This is a genomic window from Anatilimnocola floriformis (assembly GCF_024256385.1).
GTDB classification, from domain to species: domain Bacteria; phylum Planctomycetota; class Planctomycetia; order Pirellulales; family Pirellulaceae; genus Anatilimnocola; species Anatilimnocola floriformis.
On sequence record NZ_JAMLFW010000002.1, the window covers coordinates 91103 to 112757 of the forward strand.

A 21655-nucleotide genomic window follows, 5' to 3' on the forward strand; every position below is an offset into this window, starting at 1 on the left:
AGGATTACAGCCGCTCCAGACTCCCTGGCCGCCAACCTTTCTTAGCAGGATGTTCAGAAATCTGTGCTGGCTACGCCGCCGCAGACCCCGGGTTCAGCACAGGCGGGAAAGCATCAACAGAAGTTTATCAATACTCGTTAGGCTTGACGTCGCTGACACCCGGCCGGTGGCTCGCTCGCTGCTGCGCACTTGCCAGGACTCGGCGAATCGCAATTTCAGCTGTGCGGAAGAGCAATAATCGCCAAAAACCACCCGAATAGGTTATTATAATGTGTTATACCAGATCCAATCCAATCATACGTAACTCCAATTCCATCAAGAGCTTTCTCATCTCAAGAAACTTCGATAACCTGTTATAAGGCGGCGTCCAAAATGGATTGCGTGGCTAGCAGTACTTGTTTTTGAGTTCTTGGGGAGTCTGGTAGCCGAGCCGTTTGCGAGGGCGGGTGTTGAGTTGGCTTTCAGCCGTGGTCAGCTCCGCTTGGCTGACTTGCTGGAAGTCGGTTCCTTTGGGGAAGTATTGGCGAATGAGGCCGTTGGTGTTTTCGTTTGTCCCACGTTGCCAGGCTTTGTAGGGTTGCGTGTGGTACACCTCGATTTGCAACACGCTTTCGAGCTCGCCGACCTTGGCGAACTCGGCGCCGTTGTCGAAGGTGCAGCTCTGCAGCCAGTTGGGTGGGTACTGATTGAGGCGACGGCGAAGGATGCGATTGGCCGTGTCGGCTTCACGGTTTTCGCCACGCGCCAGTTCGAGATAACCGCTCACCCGTTCGACGATGCTATAGAGCACGGGTTTCGAGATGCCTTTGCGACCGACGAGCGTGTCGCCTTCCCAGTCGCCGAAGCGTTCGCGGCGGCCGATGATGGCGGGCCGATTGGGGAGCGTCTGAGCAGGATCGACGCGACGCCGAAGTGGCGGTTTTTCCCGATAAAAACGCAGGTATTGGCGATGCTCGCTCCCTGCAGGTTGCTTCAGCCAGTTGTAGATCGTTTGCCGCGAGATCCGCCGCAGGCGGTCGTCGAGAAAGTCCCGTCTGGTTCGGCCATCGATCTGATCTGGCGACCAGCGCAGCTCCAGTCGCGACTTCACATACTCGGCCACCTCCGGAGAATCCATCTTGCGATGACGGTGCGTGTGCCGCATCACCGCCTGTTGCTGAGCCGAGCCCGCCTGGTAACCCGTGTCACCGCAATTGCGTTTGAGCTCACGAAAGATGGTGGACGGGGCACGTTGCAACCGGCGCGCAATCGCGATCTTCGAAACTCGCAACGCGACCAATGCCGCCAACTGCTGGCGTTCGCTCACGGTAAAATGAATTGCCATCGCTGGGTCTCCGGTTTGAATCGAGAAGTCGTTTTCCAACCTCTATTCAACCGCCCCAGCGTTGGCGTTTTCAATCAGCCACCCCTCCACAAAATGCCCGAAACTCAATGCTAGCAACGCGTTCCATTATGGACGCCGCCATATGGCGACCCCCATTTTTAGCTATGCGATTTTTTCCTCGCTTGGCGGCCAGCCATCGGGCACAATGAGGCGGCGAAAGAATCCCAACCACCAAGCGACCGGAGGCAAGCAATGGCGACGACTGATCTATCGCGCCGGGCGTTCGGCGTCCTCGCCGGTTCGCTGGCTGCGGCTTCGTCGCCCGCAGTTGCACTCCGCCAGGCCGCAGCCGCCGATCGGCCGCTGGGGAGTTCGACCTTCGGCCGGGCCAAGCGGGTGATCCTCCTTTACCTGTATGGAGCCGCCGCTCAGCACGAGACCTGGGACCCGAAGCCCGCCGCCCCCGCCGAGATCGGCGGCAAGTTCAAACCGATCTCGACAGCCGTGCCCGGGATGCAGATCTGCGAGCACCTGCCCAAGGTCGCCGCCATCGCCGATCGGCTGACGCTGATCCGTTCGATGACGCATCCATACAACATCCACTCGGCCGCTTATACGATGTCGGGGATCGACAAGGTCGATATCCCGATGGAGCTCAATCCGTTCGACGCCCGCCACTGGCCCAGTTTCGGCAGCGTGCTCGATTACCTCGCCCAGAAGAGCCGGCCCGACGCGCCGCCGCCTGCCATCCCGCGGAACATCTGCCTGCCGTTCCGCTTTAGTGCTCGCTCGGGGCAGTTCGTCCGGGGCGGCCCGTACGGCGGGTTCCTCGGCCGGGGCTATGATCCCGTCTGCACCGATTTCGACGGCAACGCACCGCGCAAAGTTGGCCGCTGGACCGGCAACAACCTGGCCGAAGTGAGCGAGCCTTACCTCGGCATCGAAAAGGAAGGGCGGTTCATCGTTTCGCGCGGCAGCCAGCCTCTGCCGCAGGAGCAACTCGACAGCCGCTGGTCGTTGCTCTCGCGCCTCGCTCACGAACAGCGCGACTATCAAACCGCGGCCGCGCCGAGGGGTCATGATCGTTTTCGCGAGCTCGCCTATTCGCTTCTCACCTCCGACAAGATCCGCACCGCCCTCGACATCGGCCAGGAAAAAGAATCCCTCCGCGAGCAATACGGCTACACCCTCTTCGGCCAGGCCACGCTCGCGGGCCGTCGGTTGCTGGAAGCCGGCGCGCAGCTGGTCACCGTCATCTGGGATGAAATCCAAATTGCCAATTCGGCGTGGGATACGCATTTTCATCACTACGAGCGGTTGCAAGATGAACTGCTCCCCGGCCTCGATCGCGCGTTGAGCACGCTCGTTCGCGATCTGGAAGAGCGCGGCATGCTCGACGACACGCTGGTCCTTTGCCTCACTGAACACGGCCGCACCCCGAAGCTGCACGACAAAGGCGCGAACGGCGTGGGCCGCGAACATTGGTCCGATGTCTACTCGAACGCCTTGGCCGGCGCAGGGATCAAGCGCGGCCACATCGTCGGTGCGAGCGACAAGCACGGCGGCTTTGTGCAAGAGAATCCGGTCACGCCGAAGGACATTCTGGCCACGATCTACCACCTGCTCGGCATCGACGCTCACACGATGATCCCCGACCGCCTCGGCCGGCCGTTGCCACTAGTGAGCGGCGGACGCGTGGTGCATGAGATGCTGAGCTAACGGCGAACTTCTTTCGAGCTCCGGTGTCTCTGCACGAGGGCTGATTCCGAGCCTCGCAATTGCTAGCTCCGCCGAATTGCTCTTCCCTGCCCGCAGCGCTTTTGTTAATTCAGCCGCGGACTTTTCATTCATCTCATCAGCTTGATGTTTGCGTCAGAAAGGGAGCTTCGCTTGCGCTTGTGGCAACGGATCATCGTGCCGGCCATCTTCACAGCACCGCCGCTGGCGGCTGTGTTGCTGTCGGGCTGCGCGACGCCCTACGTCAACCAGCACATCGAAGCCGTGAATGCCGAGTACCGCGCACTCGAAACCTACAGCTATGAGTTGGAGAGAGAAAACTCCCAGCTGTGCGACGAAGTCGAAATGCTGAAGGACGAGAACACCCGGCTCCGCGGCGGCAGCGTTCCGGCGCGACGCAACGGGCCTTTTTCGGCGCCGAACTCCAGCCGGCCAAAAACGCCAAGCACTCCGCGCAGCAGCCCCTCACACGCGCTCGATCCTGATGCCCCGATGCCCGGCGGCTCGCGCTCGCATGCGGTTGATCCCGATGCGCCGATGATCCACGTTCCCGAGTCTTCGAGTCCGGCACCCGCGCCAGCGCCGATTCCAGCGCCGTCACTGCCACCCATTCCGCCTGTTCCGCGAGCCACGCCGCGATCATCTTCTTCGACAGCGCCGCGCAGCCCAGTCTCGATGCAAAAGCCCGCCGAGAGTTCGCTGCCGTTGTTGCCCTCGGCGCCCAAGCCGATCACGGACGATCCGCCGCCGACACCGATCAATTTGCCCGGCGAATTGCCGCCCCCCGTGAATGAAAGCGTGCAGCCCGAGCCGATCGACGGCCGCGTCACCAATTTGTACTTGAACCCGCTGCTGACTCACGGCGCCAATCTCGATTCGAATCCTGGCGACGACGGCCTGGCCCTGGTGCTGGAACCGCGCAATCAATCGGGCCAATTCGTGCCGCAGGCCGGCGCCATCTCGATCGTGGTGCTCGACCCGGCAAAGTCCGGCGACGCGGCCCGCATCGCGCGGTGGAACCTCGACGAAAAACTGGTCCGCCAACGGATCGACCGTTCGAACTCCTCACGCGGCATTCACTTGCAATTGCCGTGGGCTGGCGGCGCTCCCGAGACGAGCGAGGTCAAGCTCTTTGTCCGCTACCAAACCGCCGACGGACGGCAGCTGGAAGCCCAGCACAACGTGATTCTCAATCCCAGCTCGCAAGCCTCACAGCGCTGGACGCCGCGGCCCGGCGATCGCCCGCGGCCACAAGTCCCCACGGCCATCGTAAACACACCGCCGACCACGCCGAATGTGACGACAGCCAATCCGCCGTTGCCAGCACCGGGCGTGCAGAGCGATCTGACCAAAGTCACACCGCCGGCCGTCTCGACTCCGGCCTTCACTCCCTTGCCGCAGCAGCCCATTCAAGAACCGGCAGCCACGCAAACCGACGTGGCCATCAAGCAACCGGCGCCAGCGCCTGAGAAGAGCGGCATCGCCTCTCCGCCGCTGCTGCAACCGCCGCCACCGAGCAAGAAGCCCGAGTGGCAGCCATTCCGCTAGTGGGACGGACCATTGGTCCGTCCGGAACTGTGACTGCAACGAAATCGGCTCGGTACCTGCCGCCCAGACGGACCAATGGTCCGTCCTATGTTGCGCTCAACGCCTCTTATGGGAACCGGCGATCCGTGCCCATGTTCATGCCGTTGAAGTCGTTCAACGAATCGGTCAGCGTGGCGTAGAAATCATCGTCGCCCGTATCACCGGTCAGCGAATCAACCGCGCCATCATCGCCAGTCACAATGCCACTGGCGATGCCGGCTCCGTGCGTCGCATTCCAGTTCGCCAGCAGCGCCATCAGCGCCGTGTCGTTGGAATCGTTCGCCAGGCTGCTTTGGCTATTCGTGGTGTCTCCGGCAATCAGCAGATCGTTGCCGGCGTTGCCGTTAAGCGAATCGCCACCGCCACCTGCACCGCCGATCAACACATCGTTGCCATCGCCGCCGATGAGGTAGTCGTTGCCGCTGCCGCCGCTGAGGATGTCGTCTCCGCCATCGCCACCGAGCAGGTCGTTTCCGGCCCCACCGTAGACGCGATCGTTGCCGCCGCCAGCCGACACCGTGTCGTTCCCCTGGCCTGCATAGACATAGTCATCGCCGTCGCCAGGATAGATCTGATCGTTGCCGCCGCCGCCGTACATGATGTCGTTGCCGGCCAGGCTGCTGAGCGTATCGTTGCCACCCGTGGCCAGATCCTGCTGACCGATTTCGTCGCCCCAGACGATGTTGTTGCCGCCGCTGGCGTTGATCTGATCGTCGCCCGCGCCGCCGACGATGAAATCGTCACCAGTACCCGACGAGATGTAGTCGTTGCCAGCCCCAGCATCGATCGACACCGGATTGGTGATGCCGTTGACCACGATGTAATCGCGGCCGTCGCCAGTGCTCAGGGTAATGGTGCCTCCGGGCGCCAGCGGATAGTTGGCCGAAGCGCTGAACGAGCCGCTCGAAGTGCGAACCAAAGCCTGCCCGGTCGGCCCCCTCGAGATGATCACCGTGTCGTCGGCTGTGGTGCCGAGGACTTCGATGTTGCCACCCGAAGCCGTAACGATCGGCTGAGCGCTCTGGATCGAAATGCGGACGGTCGCCGTATCGGTGCTCGTGCCGTCGGTCACGCTGAACGTGAACGTATCGAGCCCCGTCGCACCGGTGGTTGGAGTGTAGGTGAACTGACCGGTCGCCGTGTTGAAGTTCGTCACTGTGCCAAGCAGCGGCAACGTGCCGAGCGTGTACGTCAGCGTCGGGCCATCGGGATCGGTAACGATCACGGTGGCATTCAGCGGAGTATTGATCGGCGTCGTGAACGTGCTGTCGGCGGCGTCCGGAGCGTCGTTGACTGCGTTCACCGTAATGGTGAAGGTCTGCGGAGCACTCGTATTCACACCACCGTTGGCCGTGCCGCCATTGTCGACCGCGACCAGCGTGATGGTCGCCGTACCGTTGGCGTTCGGAGCCGACGTGTAGGTCAGCACGCCAGTCGGCGAAACGGCTGGAGCTGCGCTGAACAGAGCCGGATTGGTGTTGCCGGTGACGCTGAACGTGAGGGTCTGCGTCGATTCATTCGCAGGACCAACCGAGATGCCAGTGGCCCAGCCGCTGATCGATTGAGCGCCCGCATCTTCATTTACCGTCTGGTTGGCACCAGCCGTGAAGCTCGGCGCGTCGTTGACCGGCGCGACGTTGATGGTGAGCGTCGCCACGGTGCTGGAACCACCAGCGCTGTCGGTCAACTGCACGCTGAGAACTGCCGTGCCGCTGGCATTCGGTGCCGGTGTGTAGCTCAACACACCGGTGGGCGAAATCGCCGGACCGGCTGAGAAGAGTGCGGGGTTCGAGTTGCCCGTGATGAGGAATGAAACCGTCTGCGACGATTCGTTGGCAGGACCAGCCGAGATCGCAGAAGCCCAACCGTTGACCGTTTGAGCACCGGCGTCTTCGTTCACGTTCTGGGTCGGGCCAGGCGTGAAGGTCGGCGCGTCGTTGACCGGGTTCACCGTGATGGTGAAGGTTTGCGGAGCACTCGTGTTCACGCCGCCGTTGGCCGTGCCGCCATTATCGGAAACGGTAACGGTGATCGTCGCCACGCCGAAGGCGTTCGGAGCGGGCGTGTAGCTGAGCGTGCCGCTCGGCGAAATCGTCGGCTGGGCCGAGAACAGCGCCGGGTTGTCGTTGCCGGTGATGTTGATCGTGATCGCCTGACCCGATTCATTCGCGGGACCAAAGGAGAGCGCCGAAGCGAAGCCGCTGACGGTTTGGCCGCCGGCATCTTCGTTGACAATCTGGTTCGGGCCGAGCACGAACGATGGCGCGTCGTTGACCGGATTCACCGTGATGGTGAACTGCTGCGTGGTGGTCGTGTTCGCGCCGCCACCGTTATCGGAGAGCGTGACGCTGATCGTCGCACTGCCGAAGGCATTCGGGGCTGGCGTATAGGTCAGCACGCCGGTCGACGAAATGCTCGGCTGGGCCGAGAACAACGTCGGGTTGCTATTGCCCACGATATTGAACGTGAGGATCTGACCAGCTTCATCGGCGGGTCCAGCCGAGATGGCCGTGGCCCACGGATTAACCGTTTGCGGCCCGGCATCTTCGTTCACCGTCTGGCTGGGGCCAGCGACGAAGCTCGGCGTGTCATTCACACCGTTGACGGTGATGGTGAAGGTCTGCGTCGCGCTGGTGTCGACACCGCCGTTGGCCGTGCCGCCACTATCCGCAATGCGGAGCGTGATGGTCGCCGTGCCACTGGCATTCGCGGCAGGGGTGTAGGTGAGCACGCCCGTCGGCGAAACGCTCGGCGCGACCGAGAAGAGCGACGGATTGCTGTTGGCAGTGACGGTGAACGCTACCGTTTGACCAGCTTCGTTCGCTGGTCCGAAGGAAATCGCCTGGGCGAAACCGCCGACCGATTGCGGGCCGGCATCTTCGCTCACGGTCTGATTCGGACCGACCGTGAAGCTCGGCACGTCGTTGACCGGATTCACCGTGATGGTGAACTGCTGGGTGCTGGTCGTGCTGGCTCCGCCGCCATTGTCGGAGAGCGTGATGCTGATCGTGGCAGTGCCAAAGGCATTCGGGGCTGGCGTGTAGTTCAACACGCCAGTCGACGAAATGGTCGGCTGGGCCGAGAACAGCGCGGGGTTGTTGTTGCCCACGATGTTGAACGTGAGAATCTGACCGGCTTCGTCGGCTGGTCCAGCCGAGATCGCCGTGGCCCACGGATTGACCGTTTGCGGCCCGGCGTCTTCGTTCACCGTCTGATTGGCGCCAATCGTGAACGTCGGCGTATCGTTCACCGCGTTGACGGTGATGGTGAAGCTCTGCGTCGCACTCGTATCGATGCCGCCGTTGGCCGTGCCACCGCTATCCGCAATGCGGAACGTGATGGTCGCCGTGCCGTTGGCATTGGCGGCGGGCGTGTAAGTCAGCGTACCGTTCGTCGAAATGCTCGGCACGGTCGAGAAGAGGGCCGGGTTGCTGTTGCCAGTGACGGTGAACGAAACCGTCTGGCCCCCTTCGTTCGGAGGTCCGACAGAAATCCCTTGGGCAAAGTTGCTGACCGTCTGCGGGCCGGCATCTTCATTGACGAATTGGTTCGGACCAACCGTGAAGCTCGGCACATCGTTGACCGGGTTCACCGTAATGGTGAAGGTCTGTGCCGCCGTCGTGCTGGCCCCGCCGCCGTTGTCGGAGAGGGTCACGCTGATCGTCGCACTGCCGAAGGCATTCGCGGCAGGCGTGTAGGTCAACGTGCCTGTTGACGAAATCGTCGGCTGAACCGAGAAGAGGGACGAATTGTTGTTCCCCACGATGTTGAAGGTCAGCGTTTGGCTGGCTTCATTAGCTGGACCAGCCGAAATGCCAGTGGCAAAGCCCGGGACCGTTTGCGGCCCGGAGTCTTCGTTCACCGTCTGATTGGCGCCAACCGTGAAGCTCGGGGTATCGTTGACCGCGTTGACGGTAACGGTGAACGTCCGAGTCGTGATGCCGTCGTCGCTGTCGCCCGCGATGCCGTTGAGGCCGGTGTCGCGGACGGTCACGGTGATGGTCGCCGGAACCGACGTGAAGTAATCGGCTGGCGGCGTGAAGGCGATCGAGCCAATGGTGCTCGGCGAGGTGTAAGTCACCGTCGGCACGATATTCGGGTCGCTGCTGCTGGCAGTAACCGTCAAAGCCTGGCTTTCGCTGCCGCCGGCAGTGATGCCCGAGAGACTGACCGTTTGCGGGCCAGCGTCTTCGTTGATGTTGACGTTGCCGATCGGATTGATCGTCGGCAGTGCGTTGATCGGCTGAGCCGTGATCGTGATCGTGAAGGTCTGGTTGCCGCTGGTATTCACACCACCGAAGGCGGTGCCACCATTATCGGAGATATTGACCGTGATCGTCGCCGTGCCGTTCGCGGCGGCGGCTGGCGTGTAAGTCAACGTGCCGTTCGGTGCGATCGACGGAGCGACCAGGAACAGGCCCGGGTTACTGTTGCCGACGATATTGAACTGCACGGTCTGGCTTGATTCGTTCGTCGGACCAGCCGAGATCGACGTGGCAAAGTTCGTCACCGTCTGCGCGCCCGATCCGAACGGAATCGTTTGATTACCGCCGACCACGAAGCTCGGAGCGTCGTTGACCGGGTTCACCGTAATGGTGAACGTGACCGGAGCAGCCGTGCCTCCCGCACTGTCGGTAAGCAGGACGGTGATATTCGCCGAGCCGTTGGCGTTCGCGGCCGGAGTGTAAGTTAGCACGCCGTTCGACGCCAAGGTCGGACCAGCCGAGAAGAGGCCTGGATTCGTATTGCCGGTGATCGAGAAGCTGACCGTCTGGCTCGATTCGTTGCTGGGGCCAGCGCTGATGGCCGAAGCCCACACGAGCGATTGCGGCCCGGCATCTTCATTGACCGTCAGGTTGGTGCCAGGCGTGAAGGTCGGCGCGTCGTTGACCGAGTTCACCGTGATGGTGAAGGTCTGCGTGGCCGACGTGCTCGCGCCGCCGCCGTTGTCAGACAGCGTGACGCTGATCGTCGCGGTGCCGAATGCATTGGCGGCGGGCGTGTAGGTCAACGTGCCGGTCGACGAAATCGTCGGCTGCACGGAGAAGAGGGACGAATTGTTGTTCCCCACGATATTGAACGACAGCACCTGGCTCGCTTCGTTCGCCGGACCAGCCGAAATGCCGGTGGCGAAACCAGTCACCGTTTGCGGGCCGGCGTCTTCATCGACCGTTTGGTTGGCGCCGATCGTGAACGACGGCGTGTCGTTGACCGGGTTCACCGTGACAGAGAACGTGCGGTTCGTGATGCCATCGTCGCTGTCGCCAGCGATACCGTTGAGGCCGGTGTCGCGGACGGTCACGGTGATGGTGGCCGGAACCGTGGTGAAGTAATTGGCCGGCGGCGTGAAGTTGATCGTGCCGGTCGTGTTCGGCGAAGTGTAGGTCAACGTCGGCACGATATTCGGATCGCTGCTGCTAACCGTAACGGTCAGGGCCTGGCTTTCGCTGCCACCTGCCGTGATACCCGAAAGACTGACCGTTTGCAGGCCGGCGTCTTCGTTGATGTTGACGTTGCTGATCGAATTCATCGTCGGCGGAGCGTTGATCGGCTGCGCCGTGATCGTGATCGTGAACGACTGGCTGGTGCTGGTGTTCACACCACCGAAGGCCGTGCCGCCGTCATCCGAGATGGTGAAAGTGACACTCGACGTACCGCTCGCAGTTGGCGAAGGCGTGTAGGTCAGCGTGCCATCGGCCGAGATCGCGGGAGCGACCGAGAACAGGGCCGGGTTGCCGACATTGACCCGATTGAACTGTACGGTCTGGCCGGATTCGTTCGCCGGACCCGTCGAAATCAACGTGGCGAAGTTCGGCACGGTTTGCGCACCCGAACCGAAGGCAATCGTCTGATTGCCGCCGATCGCGAAGCTCGGCACATCGTTGACCGAGTTCACCGTAATGCTGAACGTCACCGGCGCACCACTGGCTCCGGCGCTATCGCTGAGGACGACCGTGATGTTTGCCACGCCGTTGGCGTTCGGGGCGGGCGTGTATTGCAGCACGCCGGTCGAAGACAACGTCGGGCCGGCAGAGAACAGCGACGGATTGCTGTTGGCCGTGATCGCGAAGCTCGTCGTCTGCGACGATTCGTCGCTCGGGCCAGGGCTGATGCTCGTCGCCCAAGTCAGCGACTGCGGGCCGGCGTCTTCGTTGATCGTGAGATTCTGGCCGCGTGTGAACGTCGGCGCGTCGTTGACCGGGGTCACCGTGATGGTGAAGGTCTGCGAAGCGCTCGTCGTGGTGCCGCCGCCGCCGTTGTCGACGATGTTAACGGTGATCGTCGCGGTGCCGCTGGCGTTGGCAGCCGGAGTGTATTGCAGCGTGCCATTCGACGAGACCGTCGGCGGCGACGAGAACAAGCCACTGTTGGAGTTGGTGAGGACGTTGAACGTCAGCGTTTGCGAGGCTTCGTCCGGAGGGCCAGCCGAAATGTTGGTAGCCCAGCCTGGAACCGTTTGCGGGCCGGCGTCTTCAGCAACCGTTTGATTCGGGCCGACGGTGAACGACGGTATGTCGTTGAGGGCAGAGACGGTGATCGTGAACGAATATACGCTGCTCAGTCCGCCGGCGCTATCCTGCAGTTGCACGCTGATCGTCGCCGCGCCGTTGGCATTGGCAGCCGGAGTGAAGGTCAACGTGCCGTTGGGACTGATGCTCGGGCCGGCCGAGAAGAGCCCAGGATTAGAATTGGCAGTGACGTTGAAGTTCAGCGTCTGGCTTGCTTCGTCGCTGGGACCTGCCGAAATTTGCGATGCCCAGCTGGCGAACGTGGCCGGGCCGGAATCTTCTGGCACTAGCGTGTTCGTCCCACCGATGAACGTCGGCGGATCGTTCACCGCGTTGACGGTGATGGTAAAGGTCTGCGGCGTGCTATTGGCGAGCCCGCTGTCGGTGGCGATGACGGTGATCGTCGCCGTTCCGACCGCGTTCGCAAAGGGCGTGTATTGCAGCGTGCCAGTCGACGAAATCGTCGGCTGCGACGAGAACAGCGCCGTGTTCGAGTTGGCAGTGACGCGATAGGTCAGCGTCTGGCCGGCTTCATCGGGTCCGCCGCCAGGACTGCTAGTGGCGACGAAGCCCGTCACCACCTGCGGGCCGGCGTCTTCGTTGACGGTTTGATTGCCGGCCAGCGTGAAGGTCGGAGCATCGTTCACCGGATTCACGTTGATCGTGAACGACTGCGTAGTGGTAGTGTTGGCGCCGCCACCATCGTCGCTGAGCGAAACCGTGATCACCGCGCTGCCATTGGCATTCAGCGCGGGCGTGTAAGTCAGCACGCCGGTCGGCAAGATGCTGAGGGCCGAGAACAAACCGGGATTCGAATTAGTGACAATGTTGAACGTCAGCACTTGCGAGGCTTCATCCGCTCCGCCGCCGCGCGAAACGCTCGTGGCCCACGGATTCACCGTTTGCGGGCCGGCATCTTCGTTCACCGTCTGGTTCGAACCGATGACGAAGCTCGGCGTGTCGTTGACCGCGGCGACATTCACCGTGAGGGTGGTCGACGTGCTGGCGTCGTCGGCGTTCCCCGAGATGCCATCGAAACCGGCATCGGTTACGAGCACGGTGATCGTGGCAGCGCCATTGGCATTGGCAACCGGAGTGAAGGTGAACGAACCGGTGGTGTTATTCGGAATGTAGTTCCGCACAATCGGACCGGTCAGGCCTGGATTGTTGCTGGTGATCGTTACGGTGATGGTCTGGTTTTCCGTACCCGATGTCACACCGCTGAAACTGATCGTCTGCAGCCCCGCATCTTCCTGAATGTTGAGCGGGTTCGGCGTGAGCGGATTGATCGTCGGCGGCGAATTCACCGGCGCGGCGCTCACCGTGATGGTGAACGTCTGCGTGGCGCTCGTATCGCTACCACCATTGGCCGTGCCGCCATTATCCGAGAGACGAACCGTGATGGTCGCGGTGCCTGAGGTGTTCGCGGCGGGTGTGTACTGCAGCGTGCCGGCCGCCGAAATGGTCGGCTGAACGCTGAACAGGGCCGTGTTCGAGTTGTCCGTCACAGTGAAGGTCAACGCCTGGCCGACTTCGTTCGACGCACCGGTGGTGATGTTCGTGGCCCAGTTCGCGACGGTCTGTGCCGGCGAGTTGTAAGCCACCGTCTGATTCGGGCCGACCGTGAAGGTTGGCGCGTCGTTGACCGCGGTCACCGTGATGGTGAAGGTCTGCGAGCTGGTTGCGCCACCGCTGTCGGTCGCGGTCACCGTGACCGTCGCCGTACCGTTCGCGTTCAAGGCCGGAGTGTAGTTCAACACGCCGCCGGTGATCGACGGTTGGACCGAGAAGAGCGGATTGTTGTTGTTCGTCAGGCCGAACGAAACCGTCTGAGCCGCTTCATCCGAGCCGCCACCGGGGCTGACCGCCGTCACAAAGCTACTTACTGCTTGCGCACCGGCGTCTTCATTGACCGTTTGATTGCCGGCGAGCGTAAAGGTCGGCGCGTCGTTGACCGCGCTGACGGTGATGGTAAAGGTTTGCGAGCTCGTCGCGCCGCCGCTATCGGTGGCGGTCACCGTGACCATCGCCACGCCGTTCGCATTCGCGGCTGGCGTGTAGTTCAGCACGTTGCCGGTGATCGTCGGCTGCGACGAGAAGAGGGAGTTGTTGTTGTTCGTCAGGCTGAACGAAACCGTCTGAGCCGATTCATCCGAACCGCCGCCGGGGCTGACCGCCGTCACAAAGCTGCCCACGGTCTGCGGACCGGCATCTTCCAGAACGGCTTGATTGCTCCCCATCGTGAAGGTCGGCGCGTCGTTGACGGCAGTGACCGTGATGGTGAAGGTCTGCGTGCTCGTCGCGCCACCGCTGTCGGTCGCAGTCACCGTGACCGTCGCCACGCCGTTGGCATTCACGGCCGGCGTGTAGGTCAACGCGCCGCTGACAATCTGCGGCTGCGACGAGAACAGTAAGTTGTTGTTGTTCGTCAGGCTGAACGAAACCGTCTGAGCCGATTCGTCCGAACCGCCGCCGGGGCTCACCGCCGTGATGAAGCTGCTCACCGATTGAGCGCCAGCATCTTCCAGCACCGTTTGATTGCCACCCAGCGTAAAGGTCGGCGCGTCGTTGACGGCAGTGACCGTGATGGTGAAGGTCTGCGTGCTGGTGGCGCCCAAACTGTCGGTCGCGGTGACAGTGACTATCGCCACACCGTTGGCATTCAAGGCAGGCGTGTAACTCAGCGAGTTGCCAGTGATCTGCGGTTGCGACGAGAACAGGCTGTTGTTGTTATTCGTCAGGCCGAACGAAACCGTCTGGGCCGATTCATCGGCGCCGCCACCTGGGCCAACCGCGGTGACAAAGTTACTCACCGTCTGCGCGGCGGCATCTTCCAGCACCGTCTGATTGCCGGCCAGCGTGAAGACTGGCGGATCGTTGACCGCCGTCACATTGATGGTGAAGGTCTGCGGCGCGCTCGTGTTGGCCCCGCTGCCGCTATCCGTCAACGTCACCGTGACCGTCGCGGTGCCCACGGCATTTAGAGCTGTCTGATAGGTCAGCACACCCGTCGGCGAAATCGCTGGCAGTTGCGAGAACAGGCTGTTGTTGTTCGTCGAAACATTGAAGGTCAACGTTTGGCCGGCTTCATCGCTGCCACCACCACGCGAAATCGACGTGGCGAAAGTATTGACTGTCTGCAGACCGGCGTCTTCGGCCACCGTTTGATTGCCGCCGACCACAAAGCTCGGCGTGTCGTTCACGGCGGCTACGTTGACGGTGAAGCTCACCGATGTGCTGGCGTCGTCGCTGTTACCAGCGATGCCGTCGACACCCGCGTCGGTCACCGTCACAGTGATCGAAGCCGTGCCATTCGCATCGGCAACCGGCGTGAACGAGATCGAGCCGGTCGGATTGTTCGGCGTGTAAGCGACCGTGATTGGTCCCGTCAGTGCCGCGTTGTTGCTACTGGCCGTGACCGTCAGATTCTGCGTTTCCGCGCCACCGGCGGTGATGCCGCTCAGGCTCACGGTCTGCAGCCCGGCATCTTCGTTGATGTTGAGTGTCGGCGGCGTATTGATCGTCGGTGCGGCATTGGCCGGCGGATTGCCGACGGTAATCGTAAAGGTCCGCGGCGAGCTGGTATCGACACCGCCGTTGGCCGTGCCGCCATCATCGTGCAACAACACGGTAACGGTCGCCGTACCGGACATATTCGCGGTCGGCCGGTATGTGAGCGTGCCATCGGCATCGACCGTCGGCTGAATCTGGAACAGCGCGTTGTTGTTGTTCGACACCTGGAAGTTCAAGGCCTGAACCGGATCGAGCGGACCAGGCGACATCGCGCTGGCAAACCCGCTCACATTCATTGTCGGCGCGTTGAACGCAGCCGTCTGATTGCCCGAGATATTGAACGTCGGCGCATCGTTGACCTGCGTCACGGTGATCGTCACGGTGATCGGCGGATTGCTGGTGTTCACATTCGCGCCGCCGGTCGGACCATCGTCGACCACTTGCAGCTGGAACGTCGCCGTGCCGTAAACATTCGGCGCGACCGTGTAGCTCAGCGTGCCATTCGCAGCGACGGTGGGGCCGCTCGAGAAAAAGCTCGGCGTGACATTGGTGACCAGGTAGCTCTGCACTTGCTGGCCCGCTTCGTTCGGACCAGGTGAGAAGCCGCTGGCAAAACCGCTGACCGACTGCGCGCCGGCATCTTCGAGAATCGTCGGGTTCGCGCCCGCGACGAATGACGGAGCGTCGTTGATGCCGGTCACATTGATCGTGAACGTCTGCGTGCCGCTGGTCGCGGCTGGGCTGCCATTGTCGGTGACACTGACCGTGATGGTCGCCGAGCCGAAGGCATTCGGCGCGGGAGTGTAGGTCAACACGCCGGTCGGCGAAATCGACGGCTGACCACCAGCCGTGAAGAGCGCCGAGTTCGTATTGCCGCTCAGGTTGTAAGTAAACGTCTGGCCATTTTCATCCGTGCCACCACCAGCATTGGCCGTGGCGAAACCAGTCACGGTCTGTGCACCGGAATCCTCGTTTACTGTCTGCGTGCCGAGAAGCGTGAACGTCGGCGCGTCGTTGACGGCGGTCACGTTGATCGTGAACGTCTGCGTACCGCTCGTTGCAGCCGGGCTGCCGCTATCCGTCACGCTAACCGTGATCGTCGCCGAACCATTCGCATTCGGGGCTGGTGTGTAAGTCAGCACGCCGGTCGGCGAGATCGTCGGTTGACCGCCGGCGGTGAACAGAGCTGAGTTCGTATTGCCGCTGAGGTTATAGGTAAACGTCTGGCCGTTCTCATCGCTGCCGCCACCAGCATTGGCCGTGGCGAAGCCAGTCACCGATTGAGCACCGGCGTCTTCCAACACCGTTTGCGTGCCGAGGAGCGTGAACGACGGCGCGTCGTTGACGGCAGTCACGTTGATCGTGAACGTCTGCGTGCCGCTCGTTGCAGCCGGGCTGCCGCTATCCGTCACACTCACCGTGATCGTCGCCGAACCATTCGCATTCGGCGCTGGTGTGTAAGTCAGCACGCCGGTCGGCGAAATGGTGGGTTGGCCACCAGCGGTGAACAGAGCCGAGTTGGTATTGCCGCTGAGGTTGTACGTAAACGTCTGGCCGTTTTCATCCGTACCGCCGCCGGCATTGGCCGTGGCAAAACCAGTCACTGATTGCGCACCGGCGTCTTCGAGCACGGTTTGCGTGCCGAGGAGTGTAAATGTCGGCGCGTCATTGACGGCAGTCACATTGATCGTGAACGTCTGCGTGCCGCTCGTCGCAGCCGGGCTGCCGCTGTCAGTCACGCTCACCGTGATCGTCGCGGAACCATTCGCATTCGGCGCTGGCGTATAAGTCAGCACGCCGGTCGGCGAAATGGTGGGTTGGCCACCAGCGGTGAACAGAGCCGAGTTGGTATTGCCGCTGAGGTTGTAGGTAAACGTCTGGCCGTTTTCATCACTGCCGCCACCTGCATTGGCCGTGGCGAAACCAGTTACCGATTGAGCACCGGCGTCTTCGAGCACGGTTTGCGTGCCGAGGAGTGTGAATGTCGGCGTGTCGTTGACGGCGGTCACGTTGATCGTGAACGTCTGCGTGCCGCTCGTTGCAGCCGGGCTGCCGCTATCGGTGACGCTCACCGTGATCGTCGCAGAACCATTCGCATTCGGGGCTGGCGTATAAGTCAACACGCCGGTCGGCGAAATGGTGGGTTGGCCACTGGCCGTGAACAACGCCGAGTTCGTATTGCCGCTGAGGTTATAGGTAAACGTCTGGCCGTTTTCATCCGTGCCGCCACCGGCATTCGCCGTGGCAAAACCAGTCACTGATTGCGCACCGGCATCTTCCAGCACGGTTTGCGTGCCGAGCAGTGTGAACGACGGCGTGTCGTTGACCGCAGTCACGTTGATGGTGAAGGTCTGCGTGCCGCTGGTTGCAGCCGGGCTGCCGCTATCCGTCACGCTCACCGTGATCGTCGCGGAACCATTCGCATTCGGGGCTGGCGTATAAGTCAACACGCCGGTCGGCGAAATCGTCGGTTGACCACCGGCCGTGAAGAGCGCCGAGTTCGTATTGCCGCTGAGGTTGTAGGTAAACGTCTGGCCGTTTTCATCCGTGCCACCACCGGCATTGGCCGTGGCGAAACCAGTCACCGTCTGCGCACCGGCGTCTTCGAGCACGGTTTGCGTGCCAAGCAGCGTGAACGACGGCGTGTCGTTGACCGCAGTCAACGTGACGTTGAAGCTGTCGGTATCGGTACCACCCACACCATCGTTCGACTGCACCGTGATGGTGGTCAAGCCGATGCTGCTGTTGCGATTGAGCGCGGGGGTGAGCACCAGCGTTTGCAGCGCTTGATTGATCTGCGCCTGTGAGCCGAAGAACGTAACCGTCGACGTACCGCTATTGCTCGGCGTGATACCGCTACCGTTGCCTGTAGCAGCGAGCGTGCCGAAGTTGACCGACACTGTAACGGTGATATTCGTCGCGCCCGCATCGGGATCGCTGACCTGAATCAGGTTCGCGCCGCTCAGATTCAGCGGCGTGTCTTCGGTGCCGGTGGGCGAAACGGCCGGCACGCTGTTGACCGGATTTTGATTCGCCGCGGCCGTGATCGTGATGTTGAACGTCACCGGCGTCGAGGTATCGACACCACCATTAGCCGTGCCGCCGCTATCCTTCATGGTGAAAGTCACCGCCACGGTGCCGCTCTGCCCCGTGGCCGGCGTGAACGACAGATTGCCGTTGGCGTCGATCACTGGCTGCGAGCTGAAGACCGCCGAGTCGGCGCTGGTCCGGGTGAACGTGACGGTTTGCGCCGATTCGTTCGTCGCGCCCTTGTTGATCGTGGCAAAGCCATTGATCGTGGTCGCCCCGGCCGTGTTCGGCGTCGATGGCACGGTTCCCACCGTGAAGCTCGGCTGATCGTTGACCGGCGTCAGCGTGATGCTGATCGTATCGGTATCGATGCCACCAGCGCCATCGTTCGAAGTGACCGTGATCGTCGTTAGGCCGTCGCCGCTGTTACGATCGGTGGTCGGCGTGAAGACCAGCGTTGCCAGCGCGAGATTGATCTGCGTCGGCGCACCGGTAAAGGTAATCGTCGCCGAGCCGCTGCCACCGGGCGTGACCGTGCCAGTGCCGTTATTGGCAGTGAGGATGCCCATGCCGACCGCTGAAACGGTCGTTGTGATCGACGCCGAATCGGAGTCGGCTACCGAGATTACATTGCCGCCGTTGAAGCTGACCGGCACATCTTCATTCGAAGTGATCGGTCCCGGCACGGTATTCACTGGGTTCGCATTCCCTGCCGGCGCAGTGAGCGTAATGGTGAACGACACAGGATCCGAGACATCGACCCCGCCGTTATCCGTTCCGCCACTGTCCTTCATCGTGAATGTGACGGTCGCAGTGCCAGTCTGGCCAGCCAAGGGAGTGTATTGCAGCACACCCGCCGCCGAGATCGTCGGCTGCACGCTGAAGAGGCTCGAGTTGGCGCTAGTCCGAGTGAACGACACAACCGTCTGCGCCGCTTCACTGCTGGGGCTCGTCGGCCCGAACACCGTGCTGTTCACAAAGCTGTTGACCGTCTGTGCCCCGGCGTTATTGACTACCGATTGGTTGCCGACAACCGTGAAGCTCGGCTTGTCGTTAACTGGCGCAAGATCGATTTGGAAAGTGTCGGTTGTGGTTGCGATCGTGTCATTCGACTGGATCGTGACAGTGATCAAACCATTGCGATTGGCAGCAGGTGCGAACTCGAGCGTGGACAAGACCAAGTTGACTTGATCTTCCTGACCCGAAATGGTGACCGTGGCATCGTTGTTCGACAGCGTGACTACCGCAGTCGTCAGCGCAGATCCCTCGACAAATTTGCCGATCAGCGAACTAGCTACCGAGAGTGTCGTAGTTACATAATTGTTGCCCGAGCTCGTATCGTTCACCGCGGGCGAAATGCCATCACTCAGCACAACGTTCGTATCTTCAACGCCCGCAATCGGCCCTGAAGGCAGCACGTGAGTCGGCGCGACATTCGAACCTGCCGTTACCGTCACCACACCGTCGGTCAACGTATCATTCGTCGCGTTGGTCGGTTCTGGTCCGAGGGCGATGTTGCCTTCGTTGATTTGCGTGGTCCGCAGCGAACCATTGACGGTCGCCGACTTGACCATGTTGATCGGCGTCGTTCCGACTGGAGCAGTGGCCTTGATGATGGCGTTGATGTAGCCGATTTCCGCGTTGAAACCCGTCGCTACCGCCGCCTGACGTCCGAACGTGATGCTCAGCTTGCCGAGATCGTCGGCGTTCCCCAGCGGCGTGTACAACGAGGGGCCGTTGGCGGAAACAGGTCCTGGAGCAGGTCCCGGCGGAGATGTCGGCAGGAGTTGCAAGTAGTTCGTGTCGTAGAGGACGACAATGTCGATGCCCTGAATATTCGCCACGCCGTTCGCCGTCAGCCGGATGGGAATCTGCACGAGATCGCCGGCCTTGCCCGAGATCGTCATCGGGACGCCGGTCGCAGTCTTACCGATCGACAAGACGGGCGCTGCATTGACGGTCACTGTAAAATTGTCGTCAGTAAACAAGCCGCCTTCTGCGTCTGTCGCGCGGATGGTGATATTGGCAGTGCCGCGGGAGTTAGCATTGCCGAGCGTGCCCGCTGGAGTGATCGTCACCGTGCGACTTGCACCAGTCCCCGTGACGACGATATTTGCAGTCGGGATGAGAGTTGTATTGCTGTTGTTCACCACGGAAAACGAGACGTTGTTGGGCAGGTCATCGCTTAACGGGAAGGTATAGCTAACAGGTTTGAAGTTGGTCGTCGTCTGGTCGACGATGTCAAATGAAGGTGCGACGACCGTGGCCGTGCCGACCACATTCACGTTGTCGATGCCAATGCCCTGCGAGTTCGTAGCGCCTGTGGCGATACTCCACCGCAAGTAGAAATCAGCACCGTTCGCGATATTCAGTCCCGAAATGGTGATATCGGATTTGTTCACCACAGTCGGGTTTATAAAGTCAAACGCACTCGCGCCATTCGGGAAATTAGAGGCGGCGATGTCGCCAGCAGAGACAGCGGTCCAAGTCGTTCCGTCGAGCGAGTAGAAGAACGAAACGGAAGCTGCGGTAAGGTTGGTGCGATAACGCTCGGCGGCATAAGCGACGGTCAGCGTGTTGATGGTCTGGCCCGAACCGTTGTTGATCTTGGCCATCAAACTATTCGGGCTGGCAAATCCACTGGATGACATTGCACCCACGGCGCGTTCCGTCGCCGAAGTACCCCAGTTGTACGTACCGCCAGTCTGCGAACTGCCGCTACTCGCTTGCTGTGTAACGGTGCTTACCGCTGTCCCGTAGGCTGGCGTGGCAGTGGAAGGACTGATCTTCCACGCGCTCGGCAGGGTCAAACCCGCCCCCATGCTGTCGAAGCTCTCAATCACCGCGGCGCCCAACGAGGTAATCGTGTCGACCGCCATCAGGCTGCGGTCTTCGAGCTTCTCCATCGACGAGAACAGCGCGCGACGGCGGCGCTGGCTGATGAGTTGTTTGCGGCGTTTGGCGGGAGTCGTGCTGTTCGATCGCAGGCGCTTCGGAGAATTGGCAGAGGAACCTGACTCGGGGCGAATCGACATGATTCGAAAACTCCAACGGACGGCAGAGGACGGGGATGATAGGTATGTCCGGCGCGTGACGTATTTGCTGAACTGAACTGTCGCGTGCGCGGAAAAATGAAAGCAGGGCGCTACGCGAGCTGGGGAGAGAAGCCACACGTTTGGCCGAACCGGGCCAAACAGCGCATTCCCACCGTTGTACTCGCGTTCTGCGGAGAGGGAAAGAATTTGGGTGTTAGTAAAAATGGAATCCGCCGAACGGCTGCCGCGTCCTGCAACCCCGTCAACTGATCCGACTTACGAATCTAACGATCTTCGTTGACAGCCCCCCGAAAGTCAAGTTGCGGGATTGGCTTTAAACGAATGCCCGGCCTGCACGCGTTGTAGCGAGTTTCTGCGGCGGCCGTGCCTGCGACTTTGCTCCACCGCCGCAGAGCTAGTTAGACCTTGACGGCGCGCAGCATCACGCGCCAGCGTCAACCTTGCCGGACGGGCAAACTTCACGCGTCGTTTGGCCCAGACTGGGGGCGGTTAATCGGCATGGTCCATACACCTTACGGCGGCGTTAGAGTTTGCCTGAGCGTTGCTGTAAACCAATAGCTGAAAATTGGTTGCGTGCGTTCAAGAGGCACAGTCGGACGCGACGATAGGTTGGTTGTCACAGTCTGCTATTGAGCTGCCAAGCCAATGCGGACACGTGAAACCGGGGGAACTTCTTCGGGTCATTGGACGACTCGACCGGTTTGGTGTACCCACCACAAATGTGCGGGCCCTAAGCCCACCTAACCCGCACACTGGCAAACCCACCGCACACTTTTAAAGGTTCCGCCGGCAATCGGATTGCCCGCGGGATGCTGCCCACCGTGAAAACGGCACGCGTGCCTCTAGCGCGGCCGGCCTACGCCACGTGTCGGACGGTGTTGGTAGCTGCCAGGTTGATA

The 21655-nt window shown here is 61.5% G+C and carries 4 protein-coding genes; 2 read left to right on the forward strand and 2 right to left on the reverse strand.

The genetic code is table 11. The annotated features are described in order from the left end of the window. Positions 1-385: 385 nt before the first annotated feature. Positions 386-1324, reverse strand: a complete 939-nt coding sequence (locus M9Q49_RS25135) for an IS30 family transposase (RefSeq protein ID WP_254508056.1) — start codon at positions 1322-1324, stop codon at positions 386-388. Between the two features lie 252 nt (positions 1325-1576). Here M9Q49_RS25135 and M9Q49_RS25140 point away from each other — a divergent pair, with 252 nt between their 5' ends. Continuing rightward, positions 1577-3043: a DUF1501 domain-containing protein gene (locus M9Q49_RS25140; protein WP_254512036.1), complete on the forward strand. Its 1467-nt coding sequence runs from the start codon at positions 1577-1579 to the stop codon at positions 3041-3043. A gap of 171 nt (positions 3044-3214) precedes the next feature. Beyond that, a complete protein-coding gene (locus M9Q49_RS25145) occupies positions 3215-4609 on the forward strand; it encodes a hypothetical protein (RefSeq protein WP_254512038.1) in 1395 nt (464 codons plus the stop codon). Between the two features lie 106 nt (positions 4610-4715). On the opposite strand, the gene M9Q49_RS25150 is transcribed toward M9Q49_RS25145, so the two are convergent. After that, positions 4716-20735 carry a beta strand repeat-containing protein gene (locus tag M9Q49_RS25150; RefSeq protein WP_254512040.1) on the reverse strand — a complete coding sequence of 5340 codons (16020 nt, stop codon included), beginning with the start codon at positions 20733-20735 and terminating at the stop codon, positions 4716-4718. Positions 20736-21655 lie beyond the last annotated feature (920 nt).